Source organism: Rhizobium sp. OAE497 (assembly GCF_040546565.1).
Lineage (GTDB): Bacteria > Pseudomonadota > Alphaproteobacteria > Rhizobiales > Rhizobiaceae > Rhizobium.
In genome coordinates this window covers 1,408,534-1,430,465 of sequence record NZ_JBEPOA010000002.1, presented here as the reverse complement: position 1 = coordinate 1,430,465, position 21,932 = coordinate 1,408,534, and the positions used below count along the sequence as shown (strand labels likewise).

Here is a 21,932-nt window from a genome sequence, read left to right as displayed (position 1 = left end):
AAGCCACGATGTCCAACGCCCTTGTCGCCAAATATGGCGAAGCCCGCCTGCCGCGCTACACCAGCTACCCGACCGCGCCCACCTTTTCAGCCGCTGTCGGACCAGAGGATTACGCGGCGGGACTGGCGGCGCTCAGCCCATCGGATCCCGTGTCGCTTTACCTGCACATCCCGTTCTGCCGGGCGATGTGCTGGTATTGCGGTTGCCATACGTCGGTGACCCGCCAGGACGGTCCGGTGGCTGACTACCTCGACATTCTCGCCGAGGAGATCGAACTGGTGTCGCAGGCGGCCGGCAACGGGCTTGGGGTGAAGAACGTCCATTTCGGTGGCGGCACACCGACGATCATCCGCCCGGATGCCTTCGCAGCGCTGATGAAGAAGCTGCGCAGCGCCTTCCGCTTCGAAGCAGGAAGCAGCGTCGCCATCGAGATCGATCCGCGGACGCTCACCGCGGAAATGGTCGCCGCGCTCGGCGAAAACGGCGTCGACCGCGCCAGCCTCGGCGTCCAAAGCTTCGACCCGGCGGTGCAGCACGCGATCAACCGCATCCAGACCTTTGAGCAGACCAGGGCGGCGGTCGAAGGCCTGCGTGCAAACGGGACCGAGAGCATCAATTTCGACCTGATCTACGGGCTGCCGCATCAGACGGTCGCTTCCTGTCTTGAGACGGTGAAGATGGCTGTCGAACTCCGCCCCGAGCGCCTCGCGGTATTCGGCTATGCGCACGTGCCGTCGTTCAAGAAGCATCAGCGGCTGATCGACGAGGCGGTGCTGCCGGATGCGCCGCAGCGCAACGCCCAGGCGGAAGCGATCGCCGAGGCGCTGGTTGAGGCCGGCTATGTCCAGATCGGCCTCGATCACTTCGCCCTGCCGCACGACCAATTGGCCGTCGCTGCTGCATCGGGAACGTTGCGCCGCAATTTTCAGGGTTATACGACCGACGACTGCGAGACCTTGATCGGTCTCGGCGCCTCATCGATCGGGCGGCTTCCCGGCGGCTATGTGCAAAACGAGGTGCCGCTTGGCCGCTATGGCGAGCGCATCGCTTCCGGCATCCTGCCGACCGCCAAGGGTTATCGGCTGAGCGACGAAGACAAGCTGCGCGCAAAGGTGATCGAGCGGCTGATGTGCGATTTCCAGGTCGACATCGCCGGCCTCTGCGAAACGGCCGGCTATAACCACGCTTTCCTGACCGAGCGCAACGAGCGGCTGGAGCAATTGCTCCGCGATGGCGTCGCGACCTTGTCGGAGGGGCGCCTCTCCGTTTCCGGGGACGCCCGCTTCATGGTACGCGCCGTGGCATCCGCCTTCGATGCCTATTTCGGCGCGCCCGGCCGCACGCATAGCAAGGCAGCGTAGCTAGGCCGCTTCGGCATAGACGAGATCGGGAGCGACGATCCATTCGCCCGGCTTTAGCGCCGTCACGTCGAGCCGGCCGCGGCGATCGCGGGCGGCAATGCCGACGAAACGGTAGCGCCCGCCATCCCTGTCGATGACCGCCGCAGCGATCGGCCGACGGTCGAGATGGCCGATAACAGGCCCGGTCTTCTGCGCAGGCGTTAGAACGAAATATTCGTGCGGTAGGCTGCGGCTGACCATCAAGCGGGCTTCCCGTGCTTGATGCTCGATACGGGCAGCGCGGGTGCCGGCTTTGCAAGCGGGCGCTTCTTCTTGATCTCGACCGTGAACGGCCGCTGTTGCAGGCGCATCGTCATTTCCATTTTCAGTTTTGTGATCGGGTGAAGGGCGGGCCGTTTGGCCGCCGGACATGCTGCGCCAGAGATGGACCCAAGCACGTAAGCATTCCATTCGTGGTGGGAGGCTCCGGTATCAAAATCTCATAGTGTCTGCAGGTCGCACTTGCCCTTTTGCTCTTGGGCTGCAATTTGTCCCGGTGCCGCATAGGCGGCGGAGAAGCGGGCGGCTGAGTCGTTCCGGCGGAGCAGGCATGAACTTTATCTCTTCATATGCGCATCGCGGCGAATGGCTGAACCAGCCGCTGCTGATGGTGCCCAAGAAGAAAGAGCGCAAGCCGCCACCGGAAAGGCCGAAGACGCTGCTGCAGCAGTTGGCCGCCAAGCCCGACAAGCTGTTTACCGGCGCCTTCAAGCAGCAATATGGCGCGCTCTGTTTCCGTCGCGGGCCTAACGGTATCGAAGTCCTGATCCTGACTTCGCGCGCCAGCGGCCGCTGGGTTATTCCCAAGGGCTGGCCGATGAAGAAAAAGAAGCCCTACGAGGCCGCCGCCACGGAAGCCTGGGAAGAGGCGGGCGTTCGCGGCACCGTCGGCAAGAAACCGATCGGCCGCTACACCTATCTGAAATGGCTCGACAACGGCGACGTCGCCCCCTGCATCGTCGATATCTATCCGGTCGAGGTTCTCGAACAGGTCGATGATTTCAAGGAGCGTGGCCAGCGCGTGCTTGCCTGGGTCGAGCCCGAAGAGGCCGCGCGCCGCGTGCGCGAGATCGAGCTCAAGTCGCTGCTCGTCGACTTCAAGGCGAAGTAATCCCGCCCAACAAATCCTTGCTTGTTGATCTCTCTCAAGGAAAGGTCTCGCATCTGCGTCTATCGCCGACGGGAGGCCGTGGCATTGCCCGGCCGTTCTGATTGGGGGTAGCGATGACTGATGTGATGCCGGGCGGGCTTGAGGAACTGGAGGCGTGCCATACGAAACTGCTCTCCTGGTGCGATTTTCTGGAGGCGATCGCCGACTTCCTGCCGTGCCATGTCGACAATGCGCTCTGCGTGACGATGGCCCGCGAACTCGGGCCGCTGCTGGCAGAAACCCATCGGCTGGAAGAGCGGCTGATCTGCTCCGCGCTGCCCTTGATCGCCAAGGCAGCCGAAATCGCAAACCTCCGGGAATTGCGCGCCGCCTGCCGCGCGGCCGAGCTCGATGCGGCACAGCAGGCGATCGCGGCGTTGACGGGACTTGCGGCGGGACGCAGCCAGCTTTCACCCGGTGCCGTAGGGCAGGCGCTGCGGCTCTTTTCCGGCCCGATGCGCCGGCAGATCAAGCTCGAACGGCAGATGCTCTGCGATATCCGTATGGCTGCGGCGAAGGCGGAGCAACGGCCGGTCCGGCACCGGGAACTCGAGGCCGACGGCGTCTGACCGGTTTCAGCCGATCGTCATGCGGCGCAGCGCGTTCGTCCGCCAATAAAAGTGCTGGGCGAAGGCGCCGAGCACATGCAGCGAGATCAGCACCCAGAGCAGCATCTTGACCGGGCCGCCATGCAGCGAGCCGAGGCTGTCGATCCCGAAGTAATAGGCGGCAATGCCGGACAGCGGCATGGCGAAGAGCAGCAGATAGAGCGCGGCGTGGGTTGCCCGCGCCACGAGATGCAGCACGGCCGGTGATCCCTCGGCTTCGGCCGGGGCGCCGGAGAGCGCCCGCACGATCAGGCGAAGTGCCGCGAGCACCAGGATCAGGATGCCGATATAGGCGTGGATATTGGCGCCGGCGATATCGTCGGGCGAGATCGGCTGGCCGCTCCTATGCAGATGGTGCCAGCGGTTCATGCCGTCAGGGAACAGCAGATTGAAGAAGATCAGCAGCGCCATGCTCCAATGAAGGACGCGCTGGGTGAGGGAATAGCTTGTCTTCGGCATGAACGGCTCCCGGCTGTTGGCCCTCCTCCGTGCCTGACGAAGCTGACACGAACGTGAATGCCGCGCACCGGTTGATCTAGGTCAAGGCAGGCGGCGGCCACCGGGCGGAGGATGCCGTCAGTGAGAACCGGAGGCTGCTGCGATGTTCGTCAATGATATCATCCCGATCGGTGACGACGCCCTCTCGGTCGCCGTCCGCAACCGGCTGCAGCTGGAACTCGGCCTGAGCCACGAGGCAGTGAGGGCGACCGTCGCGAGCGGCGTCGTCACGCTCAAGGGCCGGTTGGGCAGTTCCGGCACGCGGGAGGCGGCCGGTGCAACGGCGGCCAGCGTGCGCGGCGTTCGCCGGGTGGTCAACGATATCTCGACGGCGCGTGCTTTGGGGCGGTTTTTCTAGGGGGCTCCGGGCGAAGACATTCCCTCTCAAACCCACGTCTTCCGCTCACTCGCCTTCTGCCGCAACGCCTCCAGCACACCTTTGGCCTGAGGCGACAACTCCTTGCCCTTCAGCTGCACCAGACCGAAGCCTGGTATGTCGATCCGGGCATTCAGCGGCAGCGCCTTCAGCAGGTGATGTTGATCGAGCATTTCCGCCACCGTCGTGGCGAACATGCCGACGCGGCCGCCGCTTCTGACGAGCAGGATGGTCATCAGCACCGATGAGGTGGAAATCACGCTGCGGGGCACGATGACATGCGTGCGGTGGTAGTCGTCGATCACGTCCCGGAGGTAGGAACCCTCAGGCTGCAGCACCCAGTCGAGGCCTTCGAGATCTGTTTCCTCGACTGCCGATTTCTTCGCCAGCGGATGGTTCGCCGCCACGACGATGCGAAAGGTCTCCTCGCCGATCGGCTCATAATCGAACATCGCCCGGTTGGCGTTTTCGGGCAGGCGGCAGATCGCGAAGTCGAGGCTGCCGGCATTGAGCTGTGCCAGCAGGGCATCGCTACTGCCATGCGAGATGTTGATGTCGAGATCCTGATACTCCGCTTGGGCATCGTTCAGCGCCGGGACGATGACATCCGAAGCCGGGGTCATTACCGTGCCGATGCTGACGCTGCCGCGTTTGCCCGACGCGATAACCTTCATGTCGTATTCGGCGCGTGCCGCTTCCGACAGCAGCGTCCGGGCATAGCGCGCCAGCACCTTGCCCTCGGCGGTCAGCGTCGTGCCGCGATTGTGCCGGTCGAACAGCCGGTATCCGGCAAGCGATTCGAGCTCGAACAGCGTGCGCGACAGCGATGGCTGCGACAGGCCGAACATCGCCGCGACCCTGCCCACCTTCCCATGCTCTTCCAGCGCGACGAGCATGCGCAAATGCTTTAACTTGAAGGCATCGAGACGTGTCATCATGGCCTCTGATATTCGCTTTTCCTAAGTCAGAATAGGAGAACGGTATTATACAATCTCTCTGCCTTAGGATATTTGCATGTCAATAAACAACGTGGATAGTGCGATGACCCAACACGACAGCAAGCCCCGCCTTCGTTCCCGCGCCTGGTTCGACAATCCTGACAATGCCGACATGACGGCGCTCTATCTCGAACGCTACATGAATTTCGGCCTCAGCCAGGAAGAGCTGCAGTCGGACAAGCCGATCATCGGCATTGCCCAGACGGGATCGGACCTCTCCCCCTGCAACCGCCACCATCTCGAGCTCGCCAATCGCCTCCGCGAAGGTATTCGCGAAGCCGGTGGCATCGCCATCGAATTCCCGGTTCATCCGATCCAGGAAACCGGCAAGCGCCCGACCGCCGGCCTCGACCGCAACCTTGCCTATCTCGGCCTCGTCGAAGTGCTCTATGGCTATCCGCTCGACGGCGTTGTGCTGACGATCGGCTGCGACAAGACCACGCCGGCCTGTCTGATGGCGGCGGCCACCGTCAACATTCCGGCGATCGCGCTTTCGGTCGGCCCGATGCTGAATGGCTGGTTCCGCGGCGAGCGCACCGGCTCCGGCACCATCGTCTGGAAGGCCCGCGAACTGCTCGCCAAGGGCGAGATCGACTACCAGGGCTTCGTCAAACTCGTCGCCTCCTCGGCGCCCTCCACCGGTTATTGCAACACGATGGGCACGGCGACGACGATGAACTCGCTTGCCGAAGCGCTCGGTATGCAGCTGCCTGGTTCGGCCGCCATTCCGGCGCCCTATCGCGACCGCCAGGAAATTTCCTATCGCACCGGCCTGCGCATCGTCGACATGGTCCGAGAAGACCTGAAGCCGTCGGATATCCTCACCAAGGATGCCTTCATCAACGCCATCCGCGTCAACTCGGCAATCGGCGGCTCGACCAATGCGCCGATCCATCTCAATGCGCTGGCCCGCCACATCGGCGTCGAGCTGACCGTCGATGACTGGCAGACCTATGGCGAAGAGGTGCCGCTGCTCGTCAACCTGCAGCCGGCCGGCGAATATCTCGGCGAAGACTATTATCACGCCGGCGGCGTGCCTGCCGTGGTCAACGAGCTGATGGGGCAGGGCCTCATCCAGGAAGAGGCGCTGACGGTCAACGGCAAGTCGATCGGCGAGAACTGTCGCGGGCAGTCGATCCAGGACGAGAAGGTCATCCGTCGCTTCGACGCACCGCTGAAGCCGCGCGCCGGTTTCCGCGTGCTGCGCGGCAACCTGTTCTCCTCGGCGATCATGAAGACCAGCGTCATCTCGCCGGAGTTCCGCGACCGCTATCTCTCGAACCCGAGCGATCCGGAGGCCTTCGAAGGCCGCGCCGTGGTTTTCGATGGTCCGGAGGATTACCACAAGCGCATCGACGATCCGTCGCTTTCGATCGACGCGCACACGATCCTCTTCATGCGCGGCGCCGGTCCGATCGGCTATCCGGGTGCGGCTGAGGTCGTCAACATGCGCGCGCCGGATTATCTGCTGAAGCAGGGCGTCTCGTCGCTGCCCTGCATCGGTGATGGTCGCCAGTCCGGCACATCGGGCAGCCCGTCGATCCTCAACGCTTCGCCGGAAGCGGCCGCCGGCGGCGGTCTCGCAGTTCTGAAGACCGGCGACAAGGTGCGCATCGACGTCGGCCGCGGACGTGCCGATATCCTGATTTCCGAGAGCGAACTGGCCGAGCGCCACTCCGCGCTGAAGGCGGATGGCGGCTACCGCTATCCGGACCACCAGACGCCGTGGCAGGAAATCCAGCGCTCCGTCGTCGGCCAGCTGGAAACCGGTGCCGTTCTCGAACCCGCGGTCAAGTATCAGCGCATCGCCCAGACCAAGGGTGTGCCGCGCGACAATCACTGAGCGGGAACTGTTTTCGCAGATCTGGATGGCACGGAGAAATCCGTGCCATTTTCGTTTTCGGTGGTGCTTAGAACGGCAAAGGCGAGCTTGTCAGCGAGATGATCATCGATGTCAGCGCCACGAGGAAAGCTATGCCGAACGAAATGTGCAGCTTGGTCACGTCTGGCCCCTCCATATGCTGAAAGACCCGCCGTATCCGGCGGGTCTCTTGAACAGGGACTTCGCTACTGGAACACCGGCGAAGCCCTTGAAATGAGCGGCCCCCAGCCCCTCGAAAAGAAGCTAACCACAACGCCCCGCAGCCGTCGCGTGACATCGGCGTGACATGGATCCAGCGGTGGACAATTGCGGGCCTCTAGCGCAGGGTCGCCCTTGAACGGGAGCCGTCATCGTCGACGAATATGACGCTGGCGCCCTTCAGCACGACCCGCGAGCAATCATCGTCTTCGTCGTCATCATCATCGTCGTAATAGAAGCAGATCTCATTGCCATCGACTTCCCATTCGCCGGTATAGCTTCCGTCGAGATTGGATCGCCCCTGAATGGAGCCGTTGGCAAGGAGCTTTTCCTGATAGGCCGAGCCATCTTCCGTTCCCGATACCGTCTTGCCGGCGAAGGCGGTCTTGATCTGCGCCCCGGTAAGAAATGCGTCCTGGGCCAGTGCCGATGCTGCTGTGGCCGCCATCGCGGCCAGGAACAATCCAAACCTCATCTGTCCCTCCTCAGAGATCGTAGAGCATGATTGCGATTTCGATCAGGATGCCGGCCAGGATGGCCGCCTCGATGATGCATGACACGAAGAACAGCCGGTATTCGAAACTACGCTCGGCCGCAGTCCCGTAGAGCGTCTCTCGCGCCTCGATCACCTCGCCGATCAGCTGGAGCCGCCGCCCGAAATCCATCTGCTGGCAAAGCTCGAAGAAGCTGCGGCGCGAGGCTGGCGGGAGGCCGCGATCGCCGCGCTCCAGAAGCAGCGTGCTCTTCAGGAACCACTGCCGCAGGCGCGCCGTTTCGGCCACCTTGGCGGCCAGGCTGCTGCTGATCCTGCGGCTGTACGAGGAGCGCTCGAGGAGTGCGGCATCATCGTGCTGCTGATCCCAGGCCGTCTCGAACGCGCGTTCGATATCTTCGATATTCAGCCACAGCCAGCCGAATGCGCCGACGCCCGCAAGCATATCCCTGAAGAGCTCCGGTGCAGACTGGATGACGACCTGCTGGCCGCGGATGCTGATCTGCCCCTGTCGGAGCTTCAGGTCGGCGGACAGGTTTTCGAAGCGCCCCTGCGCAACGGTGTTCCGAAGCCAGTCCGCTGCCGACTCCTGCAAAGCGAAGGACGTTTGCGAGCCGCTCGGCAGCAAGACGATATCAAGCTGTTCGGCATCGGCGGGCGGGAAGACGGGGACGGCTTCGCCTTCCAGCGGCGCGATCAGCGCATGCAGCGATACCGCACGCGGATAGGAGAGGCTGCAGAGGAGGGCCGCGCCGGCGCGGCCGGCTTCGTCGGCTGGAAGCAGGAAAAGCCGGCAATGCTGGGCGCCGTTTGCCGTCATCGGCTATTCGTCCGTCAGCGCGGGAAGCTGACGCATCCCGTCATCGACCATGTGGACGTCGGGAGGCGGTATGAAGGCGACGCCGTCCTCGAGCACGGGGCCGCCGATGCGGAGCAGAAAATCGGTCTCCTTGTCGAAGCAGAAGCGGGACATAATGAAGGCGCCCGTCGCGTGATCGAGCCAATCATCGCCAAGCCTCGTGTCGATCAGCTGATCGAGGCGCGGGCAGCACTCTCCTCTTCGGCGTCGAGCCAGTCGGAGGCGAGAAGGAAGCCCCACATGGCCAGGAAAGAGGGGATCGGCACCTGATAGCTGCTGACCTTCGTAAAGGCCGTCTCAAGGGTCCGGCGCAGCGCCGTATGGCCCTTGTAATTGCAGGACGAGAATTCGAGCGCCTGCACCACCAGGATGCCGCCATCGCGCAGACAGCCGCGCAGGGACCGGTAGAATTCCTTGGTATAGAGGTGCTGGGCCGGGCCATTGTCCAGCATGTCCACGACGTCGATGATGATGACGTCGAAGAGCTCGTCGGTGGTTTCCACGTATTCCCGGCCGTCGCAGTAGTGCAGTTCGGCGCGTGGATCCGTGAAGGCGCCGTAGTTCCAGGTGCCGAGATGTTCGCGACAGCAATCGACGACGTCGCGGTCGATATCGACCATCACGGCGCGCGTGACATCGCGATAGGCAAGCACCTCGCGCAATGTCGCGCCCTCACCGCCGCCGATGATCAGGACGTGGCTCGGATTGTCATGCATCAGCATGGCCGGATGCACGAGCATTTCATGATAAAGCGCCTCGTCGTCCTCGGCACTCTGGATGGCGCCGTCGAGGAACAGGGCGCGGCCGAAACTGTAGGTATCGGCGATCGTCACGTTCTGAAACGGCGTTCGAAAGGAGCAGACGATGGATTGGGCGCGGTAATGGTACTCGTCGAAGATATCGGCGTCCTCAAGAACGAAGACACTGCCGCTCCTCGGCGGCACGCTCGTATCCAGCCCTTCCACGAAGACACGGTCCGGCGGCAATTCCGGCAGGGGATAGGGACGCGATACCGCCGGCAGTGCTTCAAGCGCGCTCTTTTCCGGATCGTCGGCTATGACCATCGCCATCAGAGATCCGCCGCCTCCGCGCGAATGATCTGGCGCAATTCCACCAGGGCGGGGGAGAGCGCCTCGACCAGCGTCGGCAAGGCATTCAGCGGATCGCAGGCACCGCACATGAAGATATCGAGTGCCGCATAGGCATGTTCGGGCCAGGTGTGGATGGACATGTGGCTTTCGGCGAGCGAGACGGTTCCTGTCACGCCGCCGCCGGGATCGAAGACGTGAAAGTTCATGCCGAGCAGCGTCGCACCCGCGGCCTTTACGGCCGCCCGGAAAGCCGCCTCAATATGCGCGACGTCGCCGAGCCGTCTGGCGCCGCTGAAGTCGGCGATCAGATGCCTGCCAGGAAGTTCGCCATTGGTTTTTGCCGCGCCAAGACCGCTGCCGACAGGCATGGGTGGCGTGTAACAGGCTGCAGACTTGCGATGAACGGACACCGTCATGGTGTCCTCGGCCGCTCTTCCACCCATGGAACCCAACATCGAACGGGACTTCCATCGAGCATGCCACAAAATATTAGCTAGGCAACATATATCGCCGGGAGCCGGCGGCGAGCTGCATCCAGGGATTGCAGCCCGCATACCTCAAATCGTCAGTGCTACTGAGCCAATCTGGCCAGCTCGCCATCGAGACGCTTGCGCGCGAGGTTCGGAACCTTGGCGGCCTTGATGGCGTCGAGATTGGCCGGGTTGTCGCCGACCTGGATCAGGGCCACCATGCCCATCGCAAAGTGCGGCGTGCACTTGACGACATAGGCGCCGGGGATGTCGAACTTTGCCTGGAACTGCTCGCTCGGCTTCGACTTGAATTCCGCTGCGCCATCCGGGATCAGGCCCTTGAAGGTCTCGACGTTGTGGCTCTTGTCGGTCGGAACGAAGGTCACGGTGTCGCCGGGCGCGATCTTGATGAAATCGGGCTCGAAGACCATTGCGCCATCGGTGCCTTTGTTGAGCATCTGGACCTGGTGATCGGCCGCCATCAGCGGCGCAGCCGATGCGAGCATGGCGCATGTTGCCGCGATCAGACCGTATTTCAAATTCATCTGACGTCTCCTGTTTGCGCGGCCATTTGGCCGCGGAACAGTTCTACGACGGAGGAGGGCGATGCTCTTTGATGCCGGTCAAACTGGAGGGATCGCGCGCCGTTTAATCGGCGTCGAGCAGCTCACGGATCTGGGCCGCGAGTTCGCGCGCCGTGTAGGGCTTGCGCAGCCAGCGGGCACCGGAAATCGTGTCGTTGGCGGCAAGCGCGGGTTCGGAATAGCCCGACGTGAACAGCACCGCGATATCGGGGCGCAGTTCCCGCGCCTCGCGCGCTACCTCGTCGCCGGTCATGCCGCCCGGCATGACGATGTCGGTGAAGAGCAGGGCGACTTCCGGGCTTTCCTTCAGGATTTCCAGCGCCTGCCTGCCATTGTCGGCTTCAAGCACCCGGTATCCCATGGTGGCCAGTCGCGCGACGGCGACGCGGCGGACGCGGATATCGTCCTCGACGACGAGGATATGCTCGTCGCCGCCGGGAAGCGGGCTTTCGCTGGCCGCTCCTTCCTGTTCCAGAGCGCTCGGCTTCGGGCCGGTGAGCGCCGGTAGATAGATGCGGATCGTCGTGCCGCGGTCCGCCTCGCTGTAGATCTGCAGGTGGCCGCCCGATTGCTTGACGAAGCCATAAACCATGCTGAGGCCGAGGCCGGTCCCGGAGCCAACTTCCTTGGTGGTGAAGAACGGCTCGATTGCCCGCTTCTTCACCTCGTCGGTCATGCCCGATCCGGTATCGGTCATCGAGATCAGCACGAAATTGCCGCTGCGGACCTCGGGAAACATCTTGGCGTAATCGGCATCGAGATGCACGCGCGAGATCTCTGTCGTCAGGCTGCCGCCCTTCGGCATGGCGTCGCGGGCATTGAGCGCGATGTTGAGGACCGCATTCTGCAGCTGTGAACTATCGACCAGCACATTGAAATCCGAGCCCGAGAGCACGGTCGAGAGCTTGATGTCCTCGCCGAGCGTGCGGCGCAGCAGATCCGAAAAGCCGGAGAGCAGCTGGCCGAGATCGGCATGTTTCGGGTTCAGCGGCTGGCGCCGTCCGAAGGCGAGCAGCTGGCCGGTGAGCTTGGCGCCATCAGTCGCCGCATCCTGGGCCTCGCGCAGCATGTCGCGCAGCGGGCCCGGCTGCAGCTTGTCCTCGATCATTTCGAGATTGCCGCTGATAACGGTCAGGAGATTGTTGAAGTCATGGGCGAGGCCGCCGGTGAGCTGGCCCACGGCTTCCATCTTCTGGGCCTGGCGAAGGTCTTCTTCGATGCGGAAGCGACTCGTCAGATCACGCACGAAACCGGTGAAGATGCGCTCGCCATTGGCTGTGGCTTCGCCGACATGCAGCTCCATCGGAAATTGCGAGCCGTCGGCGCGCTGGCCAGTGACGACGCGGCCGTAGCCGATGATGCGTTTTTCGCCGGTTTCCAGATAGCGGCCGATATAGCCGTCATGGGCGCTGCGATAGGGCGAGGGCATGAGATCGCTGACATTTCTGCCGCAGATCTTGTCCGAGGTCATCCCGAACAGCTGCTCGGCCGCCTTGCTGAAGGAGAGCACGCTGCCCTTCTGGTCGATGACGACCATAGCATCGGGCACGGTGTCGAGGATCGAGCTCAGATGTGCCTCGCGCGAACGCACGGCCTCCTCGGCCTTCTTCAGCGCGCTGATGTCGCTATTGGCCTGAATGACGGCCGGGTCGCCGTCCGAGAGGTTGACGAGAACGCAGCGCGTCGCGACGTGAATATCGTGGCCGCTCTTGTGGCGGTGGATGATCTCGCCCTGCCAGAAACCGCGGGATTTGAGATGGGCGCGGATGGTCTCGACCGGTTCGGGATATTGCGTCGCGAGCAGCGCATCGACCATCTCGCCGACGGCTTCCTCGCGCGCCCAGCCATACATGTTCTCGCAGCCGATCGACCAATGGGTGATCGTGCCCTCGAGCCGGTGAACGATGATATCGGCTCCATCGAGCACATGCACAAGCGCGTCCAGCTCCTGTGGCGATGCGGTTCTGGGCGAAATTAGCCGGTGAGGCATGGGCGCTCCTGCGCGATCAGTGAACACTGACCCTATGGCAGCTTTTGTCCGTAAAATCATCAGCATTGCCCGAAAGCTGAACAAGCTTGCCCATGCTGACGATCCGCAGGTCGTGGCGCCCCTCCGGGGCGATGACACCGCGCGAGGAAAGCTTGGTGATGGTGCGCGATACGGTCTCGATCGTCAGGCCGAGATAGTCGGCGATATCCTGGCGGTTCATCGGCACGCGCAGCAGTCCCTGGCGCGGCTGGCCGCCGGGCCGGCGCGCCAGCTCGACGATGAAGCTGCAGAGCCGCTCCTCGGCATTCTTCTTCGACAGGAGCACCATCTGCTCGTGGGCGGCCGCCGTCTCATGACAGAGAAGCGCGATATATTCCGGGCGCAGCGCGTCACATTTCGCAACATTCTCCTGGAAGGTCTTGCGGGCGACGCGGCGGATCTTGCAATCGGTGACGGCTTCCGCCGTGAACAGGAAATCGCCCTGCAGGAAGGCGCCGATCAGGTCGCCGGCAAAGTGGAAGGCGGTGATGACGCGGCGGCCTTCGCCGATGATGCGCTGCAGGCGGACCACACCTTCGACCACCTGAAAGAGGTGCTTTGCCGCATCGCCTTCCCAGCAGAGAGCCTTGCCCGCCGGTACGGTCTCGATCGGCGAGAGATCGAAGAGCGAAGCGAGCGAATGTCCGAGCTTCGCCGCGTTGGTTGCCGTCTCGGCATGCTCAAAGGCCTGTTGGTTCTGCATCAGCATTGCGAAGTCCCCTCGTTCTGCAATGGGGACAATAGAAAGGCGCTCAGTCACACAGCGATGAGCGCAGCGTTTCAAATGGTGAGACTGTGTAACAGTTGGTAACAGCCGATCCGCCGGATCGTCGCTGCCTGAGCTCATTGACGTAGATCAAGGAGCCGCTCACGTCGCCGTGACAGTCCTTCCCTGAAAGTACGAGAGAGTCGGCCCTGATGCGGCCGGCTGCGCACTGGGGACGACATCATGAACTATTCAACCGAGACCGTGCTGGTCGCGGTCGCAGCCTTCCTGGCCTTGCTGGGAGCCGCCTTCGCCCACGACCACCTCTTCGCCGTCCATATGGGCATCCTGTGTCTCTGCCTCTTTGCCGGGACCGTCATCCTGCTGCGGCGCGTCGATTTCTCGCCGGCGGGCCGGGTCCCCAAGGTCGAGCCTTCAGGCTATTTCGACGAGGTCATCCGCTACGGCCTGATCGCCACCGTCTTCTGGGGCGTCGTCGGCTTTCTCGTCGGCGTCATCATCGCCGCGCAGCTCGCCTGTCCCGATCTCAATCTGGCGCCCTACCTGAATTTTGGCCGGCTGCGCCCGGTTCACACCTCGGCCGTCGTCTTCGCCTTCGGCGGCAATGCGCTGATCATGACCTCCTTCTATGTCGTGCAGCGCACCTGCCATGCCCGTCTCTTCGGCGGCAGTCTCGCCTGGTTTGTGTTCTGGGGTTACCAGCTCTTCATCGTCATGGCGGCGACCGGCTATGTTCTCGGCATTACCCAGGCCCGCGAATATGCGGAGCCGGAATGGTATGTCGATGTCTGGCTGACGATCGTCTGGGTCGCCTATCTCGCCGTCTTCCTGGGCACGATCCTGAGGCGCAAGGAACCGCACATCTATGTGGCCAACTGGTTCTATCTCGGCTTCATCGTTACCATCGCCATGCTGCATGTCGTCAACAATCTGGCGGTGCCGGTCTCGTTCCTGGGTTCGAAGAGCTATTCGGTCTTCTCGGGCGTGCAGGATGCGCTGACGCAGTGGTGGTACGGGCACAACGCCGTCGGTTTCTTCCTGACGGCCGGCTTCCTGGGCATGATGTATTACTTCGTTCCGAAGCAGGCCAACCGCCCTGTCTATTCCTACCGCCTGTCGATCATCCACTTCTGGGCCCTGATCTTCATGTATATCTGGGCCGGTCCGCATCACCTTCATTATACGGCGCTGCCCGACTGGGCGCAGACGCTCGGCATGGTCTTCTCGATCATGCTCTGGATGCCGTCCTGGGGTGGCATGATCAACGGCCTGATGACGCTTTCGGGCGCCTGGGACAAGATCCGCACCGATCCGATCATCCGCATGATGATCGTCGCCATCGCCTTCTACGGCATGTCGACCTTCGAGGGACCGATGATGTCGGTCAAGACGGTCAATTCGCTCAGCCACTATACGGAATGGACCATCGGCCACGTGCATTCGGGTGCGCTCGGCTGGGTCGGCATGATCACCTTCGGTGCCATCTATTACCTGACGCCGAAGCTCTGGGGCCGCGAACGTCTCTACAGCCTCAGAATGGTCAACTGGCACTTCTGGCTCGCCACGCTCGGCATCGTCGTCTACGCCGCCGTGCTCTGGGTCGCCGGCATCCAGCAGGGTCTGATGTGGCGCGAATACAATTCGCAGGGCTTCCTCGTCTATTCCTTCGCAGAAACCGTCTCGGCGATGTTCCCCTACTACGTGCTGCGCACGCTGGGTGGCGTGCTCTACCTGGCCGGTGGCCTGGTGATGGCCTGGAACGTCTTCATGACCATCCGGGGACGCCTGCGCGACGAAGCCGCAATTCCGACCGCTTACGTGCCCCAGGCACAGCCTGCCGAGTGAGGTGAGACATGGCATCGATACTGGACAAACATAAGATCCTCGAAAAGAACGCGACCCTGCTTCTGGTCGGCTCGCTGCTCGTCGTCTCGATCGGCGGCATCGTAGAAATCGCACCGCTCTTCTACCTTCAGAACACCATCGAGAAGGTGGAGGGCATGCGTCCCTACACGCCGCTCGAGCTTGCGGGGCGCAACATCTACATCCGCGAAGGCTGCTATCTCTGCCACAGCCAGATGATCCGGCCGTTCCGCGATGAGGTGGAGCGCTACGGCCATTACTCGCTGGCGGCGGAATCCATGTACGACCATCCGTTCCAGTGGGGCTCGAAGCGCACCGGGCCGGACCTGGCGCGCGTCGGCGGCCGCTATTCGAACGAGTGGCACGTCCAGCACCTCTCCGACCCGAGAGCCGTGGTGCCGGAATCGATCATGCCGAAATACGCCTTCCTCAAAGAGGAGCCGGTGACGGTCAAGGATATCGGCATGGACCTCAAGGCCAACGAGGATGTCGGCGTTCCCTATAGCGACGACATGATCGCCAATGCCGAAGCCGACATGAAGGCGCAGGCCGATCCGAACGCCGACACCTCGGCGCTGCTGCAGCGCTATCCGAAGGCCAAGGTCGGCGATTTCGACGGCGACCCGCAGAAGCTCTCCGAAATGGACGCTCTCGTCGCCTATCTGCAGATGCTCGGTACGCTGGTCGATTTCTCGACCTACGACGATGCGACCGGCTACCGGTGAGGTGATCCCATGGAAACATACACGGCAATGCGGCACTTCGCCGACAGTTGGGGGCTTCTGGCGATGGCGGCGTTCTTCGTTGGCGCCGTCGTCTACACGCTCCGCCCCGGCAGCAAAAAGACGGCCAGGGAGGCCGCTGACATTCCCCTGAAGGATGATTGAGATGTCGGAAAAACATATTGATGAAATCAGTGGCGTCGAAACCACAGGACACGAATGGGACGGCATCCGCGAACTGAACAATCCGATGCCGCGATGGTGGGTCTTGACCTTCTACGTGACGATCCTCTGGGCGATCGGCTACGTCGTCGTCTATCCGGCGATCCCGATGATCACCTCGGCGACGAAGGGCTACTTTGGTTACTCCAGCCGCGCCGAACTGCAGGAGGATCTCGATCAGGCCAAGGCCGGTCAGGCGAAGTTCCACGAGATGATCGCGGCAAAGAGCGTCGAGGAGATCGATGCCGATCCGGCGCTGCGCGAATTCGCGATCGCCGGCGGTGCCTCGGCCTTCAAGGTCAATTGCGCCCCCTGTCACGGATCGGGCGCCAGCGGCGGCCCGGGTTTTCCCAACCTGAACGACGACGACTGGCTCTGGGGCGGTGACCTGCAATCGATCCAGACGACGATCGCCCACGGGATCCGCTTCGAGGAAGATCCCGATACGCATGTTTCGGAAATGCCGGCCTTCGGCGATATCCTCAACAAGGACCAGACGAAGGAGGTCGCGGCCTATGTCTGGGGTCTGACGAATACGCCTTCGGATCCGGCGCTGGCTCAGGCCGGTAAGCAGATCTTCCTCGACAATTGCGCCGCCTGCCATGGCGAGGATGCCAAGGGCAAGGCCGAGATGGGGGCACCCGATCTCGCCGATGCGATCTGGCTGAAGGGCCGCGGCGAGGAGGCGATCATCCGCCAGGTCACCGCACCGAAACACGGCGTCATGCCGGCATGGTCGGCGCGTCTCGGCGATACCACGGTCAAGGAACTGACGGTCTTCGTCCACGCACTCGGCGGCGGTCAGTAGGAGAGGGATATGACGGCGCACGGGCACAATCCGCTTCTCGGGCTTTACGGCATGCCGCGCTCGGTCGTGCATTCCCGTGTTTCCGTGCGCGCCAAATCCCTGCCGCCCGGCTGCAAGGGCGACGAGCCGGAAAAGATCGGCAGCGCGATCGTCAGTTTGACCTCCCTCAAGGATGACGAGCCGTCGCGCCGCTAGAAAAAAGGAGAGGACACCCCAAGCGGCGTTTTCTCCCCCGCAGTTCCTCCGGGCCGCGCCTTCGCCTCGAAGCGCGGCCTGTCCTTTTGCGGCTGCCGACCGCTCGCGCTTGTTGATCTTTATCAAGGACGCTTGGCGGTTCGAGGAGGAGAACAGGCGTATCGAACGCGAAAGACATTACTTATGAACCTTTTCACCGCACCCGATCCCAAGAGCGTGGAGCGGCTCGATGTCGAGCCCGTGAATGCGCGGCGCAACCGTCAGCCACTCTATGCGGCGCGCAAGAAGATTTTCCCGAAGCGTGCCGAGGGGCAGTTTCGCCGTTTCAAGTGGATCGTGATGCTGATCACTCTCGGCATCTATTATCTGGCGCCCTGGATTCGCTGGGATCGCGGAGCCTACGCCCCCGATCAGGCGATCCTTGTCGATCTCGCCTCGCGCCGCTTCTATTTCTTCTTCATCGAGATCTGGCCGCAGGAATTCTATTACGTCGCCGGGCTCCTCGTCATGGCAGGGTTCGGGTTGTTTCTCGTCACCTCGGCGGTCGGCCGCGCCTGGTGCGGTTATGCCTGTCCGCAGACGGTCTGGGTCGATCTCTTCCTTGTCGTCGAGCGCGCCATCGAAGGCGACCGCAACGCCCGGATCAAGCTCGATGCCGCTCCCTGGAGTCTCGGCAAGCTCCGCAAGCGTGTCTTGAAACACTCGATCTGGCTGGTGATTGGCGTCGCCACCGGCGGCGCCTGGATCTTCTATTTCGCCGACGCGCCGTCTCTGGCCGTCGCGCTGGCAACCGGCGCGGCGCCCGCGGTCGCCTATGCGACGGTCGCCATCCTGACCTCCACCACCTATGTCTTCGGCGGCTTGCTGCGTGAGCAGGTCTGCACCTACATGTGCCCGTGGCCGCGTATCCAGGGCGCCATGCTGGACGAGAATTCGCTGGTCGTGACCTATAACGACTGGCGCGGCGAGCAGCGCTCGCGTCACAGCAAGAAGGCGCAGGCCGATGGCCTCGCGGTTGGCGATTGTGTCGATTGCAATGCCTGCGTCGCTGTCTGTCCCATGGGCATCGACATTCGCGACGGCCAGCAGATGGAGTGCATTACCTGCGCCCTCTGTATCGACGCCTGCGACGGGGTGATGGACAAGATCGGAAAGCCGCGCGGCCTGATCGCCTATGCGACGCTCAGCGAATATTCCGCCAATATGGCGATCGCCACCGATGGCGGCCGAACGGCGGTGCAGCCCGTCAAGGTGCGCAATGCCGACGGCTCCTTCATCGATGGCATCCGGCATTTCGACTGGCGCATCATCTTCCGCCCCCGCGTCGTCTTCTACGCCGCCGTCTGGGCGGCGATCGGCATCGGCATGCTGGTCCATCTGTCGATGCGCGGGCGTCTGGAGCTCAACGTCGTTCACGACCGCAATCCGCAATTCGTCATGGAAAGCGACGGCTCGATCCGCAACGGCTACACGATCCGCATCCTCAACATGGTGCCGCAGCCGCGGCGGATCGCGCTGACGCTGTCGGGTCTCGACGGCGCCACGATGCGCATCCCCGAAATCGGCAGGGACGATGCCCGCAGCTTCACGCTCGACGCGGCACCGGACGCGGCGACGACGGTCAAGGTCTTCATCACCCGCAGGCCGACGGCGGCAGCCGTCGATGAGTTCCTCTTCACCATCGAGGAGCCCGGCGGCACCGACCGGGCGACCTATCGGGCAGCATTCAACGCCCCTGGAGATCCGCAATGACCACCCGTGTCCAAGGCTTCACCGGCCGCCACATGCTGCTCGTCATCACCTCGTTCTTCGCAGTGGTCATCAGTGTCAATGTCACCATGGCCTGGTTCGCGTCGTCGAGCTGGAGCGGGCTCGTGGTCGAGAACACCTATGTTGCCAGCCAGGAGTTCAATCAGCGCGCCGCCGAGATGAAGGCGATGACCGCCTCGGGCATTGCAGGACATATCTCGCTCAGGGATGAGCGCTTCATCTACCGGATCGCCAATCCGGATGGATCGCCGGCCGCCGTCGATACCGTCACGGCCAATTTCAAGCGGCCGGTCGGCGACCACGAGGACTTTTCCGTTGCGCTGGATAATCGCGGCGAGGGCGCCTTCGAGACCGATCGCCATGTCCCGGCGGGTGACTGGATTGTCGAGTTCATTTCGAAGAAGGGCGGCAGCCTCGTCATGCATGAGGCGATCCGCTTCGATACCGCGGAGTTCGTGCGATGACCTGCTGCGCGATCGATGCCGACGGGGTGATGGCGATGAGCACCACGGCCTTCAGTGCCGAGGAGATCGCGCTCGCCAGCCATCCGCTCGGCGGCGGGCTGCACCAGCTCGATCTCAGCGTGCCCGATGTCCACTGCGGCGCCTGCATTTCGACGATCGAGAAGGCGTTGACGGCGCTGCCCTTCGTCAGCAAGGCGCGCGTCAACCTGACCGCGCGCCGCGTCACCTGCGTCTATACCGAGAAGGCCGGGGGCAGGGCCGCTGATCCCACGCAGATCATCACGGCGGTCGGAGGCGCGGGATACCGCGCGCATCTCTACGCGCCGCTTGCTAGCGAGTGCGACAAGACCCGCAACCAGCTGCTGCTTGCCGTCGGCGTCGCCGGCTTTGCGGCAACCAATATCATGCTGCTCTCGGTCTCCGTCTGGTCGGGCGCCGATGCGGCGACGCGCGACATGTTCCACTGGATTTCGGCGATGATTGCCGCCCCGGCGCTGATCTATTCGGGCCGCTTCTTCTTCCAGTCGGCCTGGAACGCCCTGAGGCATAGCCGCACAAATATGGACGTGCCGATCTCGCTGGCGGTCACGCTCTCCTATTTCGTCTCGCTCTGGGAAACCATGCATCATGGCGAACATGCCTGGTTCGACGCCACGGTTTCGCTCTTGTTCTTCCTGCTGATCGGCCGGACGCTGGATCACGTCATGCGCGAGAAGGCGCGGGCTGCGATCAACGGTCTGGCGCGGATCGCGCCGCGCGGTGCATTGCTGATCCAGCCGGATGGATCGCACCGCTATGTGGCGGTCGAGGAAATTTCTGTTGGTGACGAAATCGCCGTTGCCGCAGGCGACCGTATCCCTGTCGACGGTGTTGTCGTGTCCGGTCAAAGCGATCTCGACCTGTCGATCGTAACGGGCGAGAGCAGCCCGGTCTCGGTTCGGACCGGCCAGCCGGTCAGTTCCGGTTCGATGAACCTCACCGGCTCGCTGGCGGTTCGCGCCACGCGCCTTGCGCGGGATTCACTGCTCGCCGAAATCATCGGCTTGATGGAAGCGGCCGAAGGCGGCCGGGCCCGCTACCGGCGGATCGCCGACCGGGCGGCCGCGCTCTATTCGCCCGTCGTCCACCTCCTGGCGCTCGCGTCCTTCCTTGGTTGGGGCTTCATCGGCGGCGACTGGAAACAGGCGATGCTGGTTGCCGTCGCGGTGCTGATCATCACCTGCCCCTGCGCGCTCGGCCTCGCCGTTCCCGTCGTCCAGGTCGTGGCCGCCGGCGAACTCTTCCGCCGCGGCATCATGGTCAAGGATGGATCGGCGCTTGAGCGTCTGGCGGAGATCGACACCGTCGCTTTCGACAAGACGGGTACGCTGACGATCGGCAGGCCGCGGCTTGTTGCCGCCAACGCCACTGATCCGGCCGATATCGTAAGGGCGGCGGCTTTGGCGGGCCATTCACGCCACCCGCTGTCGCAGGCCCTGGCACGCACCGGCACTTCCGATGCCGCGGCCTTCGAGCAGATCATGGAAATTCCGGGAGGTGGCCTCGAAGCGCGCCATGCGGGTGCGCTCTACCGGCTCGGCAGCGAAGCCTTCGCCTGCGGTGGTACCGAGGCACCGCTCACCAACGAAGGTCCCTATTCCGAGGTGGTCTTCTCCAGGGATGGCCAGGCGATTGCCCGCTTCTTCTTCGACGACACGCTGCGGCCGGGCGCAGCCGAAGCCGTCACTGAGCTCCGCAAGGCGGGGTTCGCGACGGCAATCCTCTCCGGCGACCGGCAGAGCGTCGTCGACAACACGGCGCGTGCGCTCGGTATCGGACACGCGCTTGGGGGGCTGACACCGGGAGAAAAGGTCGGGGAATGCCAGGCGCTGAATGGCAACAGCCACCGCGTCTTCATGGTCGGCGATGGCATCAATGACGCGCCGGCGCTTGCCGCCGCGCATGTCTCGATGGCCCCGGCCACCGCTTCCGATATCGGCCGGCAGGCGGCGGATCTGGTGTTCTTCAACGACCGGCTGGATGCCGTGCCTGTTGCGATCGCCGTCGCCCGCCGGTCGGCGGCGCTGATCCGCCAGAATTTCGCGTTGGCGATCGGCTATAACGTGCTGGCCGTGCCGATCGCGCTTGCGGGTCTGGCGACACCGCTGATCGCGGCGGTGGCGATGTCGACCTCGTCGATCATCGTGGTCTCCAACGCGCTGCGGCTCAACGCCTTCGGAAAGGGCGCGGCCGCAAACGACCGGCCCGCGCCTGCCGCTGCCCGGGCGGAGGCCCGAGCCGCATGAACATGCTGATCTATCTGATCCCGATCGCGCTTTTCATGGGCGGCATCGGACTTGCTGCTTTTCTCTGGTCGCTGAAGAGCGGCCAGTATGAGGATCTCGAAGGGGCCGCCTGGCGGGCGATTGCCGATGACGATGCCAATCCGCCGGCCTAAGCAACCTTTTCTGTCCATGGTCGCAATCGCTGTCGCGCGCATGGTAGCGCCGCCGCTAAACCTGCGTTATCTCTGATGGAAAGCATGG

General features: G+C 63.3%; 25 protein-coding genes. 14 read left to right on the top strand and 11 right to left on the bottom strand.

Annotation, left to right across the window (positions count from 1 at the left end):
- Positions 1–8: 8 nt before the first annotated feature.
- A complete protein-coding gene (hemN, locus tag ABIE40_RS26250) occupies positions 9–1,361 on the top strand; it encodes an oxygen-independent coproporphyrinogen III oxidase (protein ID WP_199625360.1) in 1,353 nt (450 codons plus the stop codon).
- On the opposite strand, the gene ABIE40_RS26245 is transcribed toward hemN, so the two are convergent.
- Positions 1,362–1,601 carry a hypothetical protein gene (locus tag ABIE40_RS26245; RefSeq protein WP_199625359.1) on the bottom strand — a complete coding sequence of 80 codons (240 nt, stop codon included), beginning with the start codon at positions 1,599–1,601 and terminating at the stop codon, positions 1,362–1,364.
- A 406-nt stretch (positions 1,602–2,007) separates the two neighbouring features.
- Between ABIE40_RS26245 and ABIE40_RS26240 the strand changes: the two genes are divergently transcribed.
- Positions 2,008–2,511 (top strand): NUDIX hydrolase, encoded by a 504-nt coding sequence (locus tag ABIE40_RS26240; RefSeq protein WP_199625879.1) that lies wholly within the window; start codon positions 2,008–2,010, stop codon positions 2,509–2,511.
- 113 nt (positions 2,512–2,624) lie between these two features.
- Positions 2,625–3,119: a hypothetical protein gene (locus tag ABIE40_RS26235; RefSeq protein ID WP_199625358.1), complete on the top strand. Its 495-nt coding sequence runs from the start codon at positions 2,625–2,627 to the stop codon at positions 3,117–3,119.
- A 6-nt stretch (positions 3,120–3,125) separates the two neighbouring features.
- On the opposite strand, the gene ABIE40_RS26230 is transcribed toward ABIE40_RS26235, so the two are convergent.
- Positions 3,126–3,617 carry a cytochrome b gene (locus ABIE40_RS26230; RefSeq protein WP_199625357.1) on the bottom strand — a complete coding sequence of 164 codons (492 nt, stop codon included), beginning with the start codon at positions 3,615–3,617 and terminating at the stop codon, positions 3,126–3,128.
- A 142-nt stretch (positions 3,618–3,759) separates the two neighbouring features.
- Here ABIE40_RS26230 and ABIE40_RS26225 point away from each other — a divergent pair, with 142 nt between their 5' ends.
- Entirely contained in the window at positions 3,760–4,014 is a 255-nt protein-coding gene (locus tag ABIE40_RS26225; RefSeq protein ID WP_112712175.1) for a BON domain-containing protein, read from the top strand.
- A 26-nt stretch (positions 4,015–4,040) separates the two neighbouring features.
- On the opposite strand, the gene ABIE40_RS26220 is transcribed toward ABIE40_RS26225, so the two are convergent.
- The gene (locus tag ABIE40_RS26220; protein WP_130283667.1) at positions 4,041–4,967 is read right to left on the bottom strand and encodes a LysR family transcriptional regulator; all 927 of its coding nucleotides are present in this window, start codon (positions 4,965–4,967) and stop codon (positions 4,041–4,043) included.
- 106 nt (positions 4,968–5,073) lie between these two features.
- Between ABIE40_RS26220 and ABIE40_RS26215 the strand changes: the two genes are divergently transcribed.
- On the top strand, positions 5,074–6,873 hold the full coding sequence (locus ABIE40_RS26215) for an IlvD/Edd family dehydratase (protein ID WP_199625356.1): 1,800 nt from the start codon (positions 5,074–5,076) through the stop codon (positions 6,871–6,873).
- Between the two features lie 355 nt (positions 6,874–7,228).
- Here ABIE40_RS26215 and ABIE40_RS26210 read toward each other — a convergent pair whose 3' ends face one another.
- The 8 genes from ABIE40_RS26210 to ABIE40_RS26175 form a co-directional block, all read right to left on the bottom strand.
- Entirely contained in the window at positions 7,229–7,585 is a 357-nt protein-coding gene (locus ABIE40_RS26210; RefSeq protein ID WP_199625355.1) for a hypothetical protein, read from the bottom strand.
- Positions 7,586–7,595: 10 nt separating this feature from the next.
- Positions 7,596–8,423 (bottom strand): hypothetical protein, encoded by an 828-nt coding sequence (locus ABIE40_RS26205; protein WP_199625354.1) that lies wholly within the window; start codon positions 8,421–8,423, stop codon positions 7,596–7,598.
- 3 nt (positions 8,424–8,426) lie between these two features.
- Entirely contained in the window at positions 8,427–8,576 is a 150-nt protein-coding gene (locus ABIE40_RS26200; RefSeq protein ID WP_354541145.1) for a hypothetical protein, read from the bottom strand.
- Positions 8,577–8,629: 53 nt separating this feature from the next.
- Positions 8,630–9,532 carry a fused MFS/spermidine synthase gene (locus ABIE40_RS26195; protein ID WP_354541144.1) on the bottom strand — a complete coding sequence of 301 codons (903 nt, stop codon included), beginning with the start codon at positions 9,530–9,532 and terminating at the stop codon, positions 8,630–8,632.
- Complete coding sequence (speD, locus tag ABIE40_RS26190) at positions 9,532–10,008, bottom strand: adenosylmethionine decarboxylase (protein ID WP_199625352.1); 477 nt, start codon at positions 10,006–10,008, stop codon at positions 9,532–9,534. Before speD ends, ABIE40_RS26195 begins: the two co-directional genes overlap by 1 nt.
- Positions 10,009–10,124: 116 nt before the next feature.
- On the bottom strand, positions 10,125–10,568 hold the full coding sequence (locus ABIE40_RS26185) for a pseudoazurin (protein WP_199625351.1): 444 nt from the start codon (positions 10,566–10,568) through the stop codon (positions 10,125–10,127).
- A gap of 103 nt (positions 10,569–10,671) precedes the next feature.
- On the bottom strand, positions 10,672–12,597 hold the full coding sequence (locus ABIE40_RS26180) for a hybrid sensor histidine kinase/response regulator (RefSeq protein ID WP_199625350.1): 1,926 nt from the start codon (positions 12,595–12,597) through the stop codon (positions 10,672–10,674).
- Positions 12,598–12,613: 16 nt separating this feature from the next.
- Positions 12,614–13,345, bottom strand: a complete 732-nt coding sequence (locus ABIE40_RS26175; protein ID WP_112712159.1) for a Crp/Fnr family transcriptional regulator — start codon at positions 13,343–13,345, stop codon at positions 12,614–12,616.
- Between the two features lie 240 nt (positions 13,346–13,585).
- Between ABIE40_RS26175 and ccoN the strand changes: the two genes are divergently transcribed.
- From ccoN to ccoS, 9 genes are all read left to right on the top strand, one after another.
- On the top strand, positions 13,586–15,208 hold the full coding sequence (ccoN, locus tag ABIE40_RS26170; RefSeq protein WP_112712157.1) for a cytochrome-c oxidase, cbb3-type subunit I: 1,623 nt from the start codon (positions 13,586–13,588) through the stop codon (positions 15,206–15,208).
- A gap of 8 nt (positions 15,209–15,216) precedes the next feature.
- Positions 15,217–15,951 (top strand): cytochrome-c oxidase, cbb3-type subunit II, encoded by a 735-nt coding sequence (gene ccoO / locus ABIE40_RS26165; protein ID WP_130283685.1) that lies wholly within the window; start codon positions 15,217–15,219, stop codon positions 15,949–15,951.
- A gap of 9 nt (positions 15,952–15,960) precedes the next feature.
- On the top strand, positions 15,961–16,113 hold the full coding sequence (locus tag ABIE40_RS26160) for a cbb3-type cytochrome c oxidase subunit 3 (RefSeq protein ID WP_112712153.1): 153 nt from the start codon (positions 15,961–15,963) through the stop codon (positions 16,111–16,113).
- A gap of 1 nt (position 16,114) precedes the next feature.
- The gene (ccoP, locus tag ABIE40_RS26155; RefSeq protein WP_199625349.1) at positions 16,115–16,978 is read left to right on the top strand and encodes a cytochrome-c oxidase, cbb3-type subunit III; all 864 of its coding nucleotides are present in this window, start codon (positions 16,115–16,117) and stop codon (positions 16,976–16,978) included.
- A gap of 9 nt (positions 16,979–16,987) precedes the next feature.
- The gene (locus tag ABIE40_RS26150; RefSeq protein WP_199625348.1) at positions 16,988–17,173 is read left to right on the top strand and encodes a hypothetical protein; all 186 of its coding nucleotides are present in this window, start codon (positions 16,988–16,990) and stop codon (positions 17,171–17,173) included.
- Between the two features lie 183 nt (positions 17,174–17,356).
- Entirely contained in the window at positions 17,357–18,925 is a 1,569-nt protein-coding gene (gene ccoG / locus ABIE40_RS26145) for a cytochrome c oxidase accessory protein CcoG (RefSeq protein ID WP_199625347.1), read from the top strand.
- Entirely contained in the window at positions 18,922–19,407 is a 486-nt protein-coding gene (locus ABIE40_RS26140) for a FixH family protein (protein WP_199625346.1), read from the top strand. The genes ccoG and ABIE40_RS26140 overlap by 4 nt, the downstream gene beginning before the upstream one ends.
- Positions 19,404–21,692 (top strand): cation-translocating P-type ATPase, encoded by a 2,289-nt coding sequence (locus tag ABIE40_RS26135; protein WP_199625345.1) that lies wholly within the window; start codon positions 19,404–19,406, stop codon positions 21,690–21,692. Before ABIE40_RS26140 ends, ABIE40_RS26135 begins: the two co-directional genes overlap by 4 nt.
- Positions 21,689–21,844 carry a cbb3-type cytochrome oxidase assembly protein CcoS gene (gene ccoS, locus ABIE40_RS26130; protein WP_112712143.1) on the top strand — a complete coding sequence of 52 codons (156 nt, stop codon included), beginning with the start codon at positions 21,689–21,691 and terminating at the stop codon, positions 21,842–21,844. Before ABIE40_RS26135 ends, ccoS begins: the two co-directional genes overlap by 4 nt.
- Positions 21,845–21,932 lie beyond the last annotated feature (88 nt).

Bases quoted from the DNA above. Each gene is read 5' to 3' on its own strand.
- ABIE40_RS26215 (WP_199625356.1), top strand. From the start codon at position 5,074: ATGACCCAACACGACAGCAAGCCCCGCCTTCGTTCCCGCGCCTGGTTC.
- ABIE40_RS26140 (WP_199625346.1), top strand. From the start codon at position 18,922: ATGACCACCCGTGTCCAAGGCTTCACCGGCCGCCACATGCTGCTCGTC.
- ccoS (WP_112712143.1), top strand. From the start codon at position 21,689: ATGAACATGCTGATCTATCTGATCCCGATCGCGCTTTTCATGGGCGGC.
- ABIE40_RS26240 (WP_199625879.1), top strand. From the start codon at position 2,008: ATGGTGCCCAAGAAGAAAGAGCGCAAGCCGCCACCGGAAAGGCCGAAG.
- ABIE40_RS26225 (WP_112712175.1), top strand. From the start codon at position 3,760: ATGTTCGTCAATGATATCATCCCGATCGGTGACGACGCCCTCTCGGTC.
- ABIE40_RS26210 (WP_199625355.1), bottom strand. From the start codon at position 7,585: ATGAGGTTTGGATTGTTCCTGGCCGCGATGGCGGCCACAGCAGCATCG.
- ABIE40_RS26160 (WP_112712153.1), top strand. From the start codon at position 15,961: ATGGAAACATACACGGCAATGCGGCACTTCGCCGACAGTTGGGGGCTT.
- ccoO (WP_130283685.1), top strand. From the start codon at position 15,217: ATGGCATCGATACTGGACAAACATAAGATCCTCGAAAAGAACGCGACC.
- ABIE40_RS26150 (WP_199625348.1), top strand. From the start codon at position 16,988: ATGACGGCGCACGGGCACAATCCGCTTCTCGGGCTTTACGGCATGCCG.
- ABIE40_RS26230 (WP_199625357.1), bottom strand. From the start codon at position 3,617: ATGCCGAAGACAAGCTATTCCCTCACCCAGCGCGTCCTTCATTGGAGC.
- ABIE40_RS26200 (WP_354541145.1), bottom strand. From the start codon at position 8,576: ATGTCCCGCTTCTGCTTCGACAAGGAGACCGATTTTCTGCTCCGCATC.
- ccoG (WP_199625347.1), top strand. From the start codon at position 17,357: ATGAACCTTTTCACCGCACCCGATCCCAAGAGCGTGGAGCGGCTCGAT.
- ABIE40_RS26235 (WP_199625358.1), top strand. From the start codon at position 2,625: ATGACTGATGTGATGCCGGGCGGGCTTGAGGAACTGGAGGCGTGCCAT.
- ABIE40_RS26195 (WP_354541144.1), bottom strand. From the start codon at position 9,532: ATGGCGATGGTCATAGCCGACGATCCGGAAAAGAGCGCGCTTGAAGCA.
- hemN (WP_199625360.1), top strand. From the start codon at position 9: ATGTCCAACGCCCTTGTCGCCAAATATGGCGAAGCCCGCCTGCCGCGC.
- ABIE40_RS26180 (WP_199625350.1), bottom strand. From the start codon at position 12,597: ATGCCTCACCGGCTAATTTCGCCCAGAACCGCATCGCCACAGGAGCTG.
- speD (WP_199625352.1), bottom strand. From the start codon at position 10,008: ATGTTGGGTTCCATGGGTGGAAGAGCGGCCGAGGACACCATGACGGTG.
- ABIE40_RS26205 (WP_199625354.1), bottom strand. From the start codon at position 8,423: ATGACGGCAAACGGCGCCCAGCATTGCCGGCTTTTCCTGCTTCCAGCC.
- ABIE40_RS26220 (WP_130283667.1), bottom strand. From the start codon at position 4,967: ATGACACGTCTCGATGCCTTCAAGTTAAAGCATTTGCGCATGCTCGTC.
- ABIE40_RS26185 (WP_199625351.1), bottom strand. From the start codon at position 10,568: ATGAATTTGAAATACGGTCTGATCGCGGCAACATGCGCCATGCTCGCA.
- ccoP (WP_199625349.1), top strand. From the start codon at position 16,115: ATGTCGGAAAAACATATTGATGAAATCAGTGGCGTCGAAACCACAGGA.
- ccoN (WP_112712157.1), top strand. From the start codon at position 13,586: ATGAACTATTCAACCGAGACCGTGCTGGTCGCGGTCGCAGCCTTCCTG.
- ABIE40_RS26245 (WP_199625359.1), bottom strand. From the start codon at position 1,601: ATGGTCAGCCGCAGCCTACCGCACGAATATTTCGTTCTAACGCCTGCG.
- ABIE40_RS26175 (WP_112712159.1), bottom strand. From the start codon at position 13,345: ATGCTGATGCAGAACCAACAGGCCTTTGAGCATGCCGAGACGGCAACC.
- ABIE40_RS26135 (WP_199625345.1), top strand. From the start codon at position 19,404: ATGACCTGCTGCGCGATCGATGCCGACGGGGTGATGGCGATGAGCACC.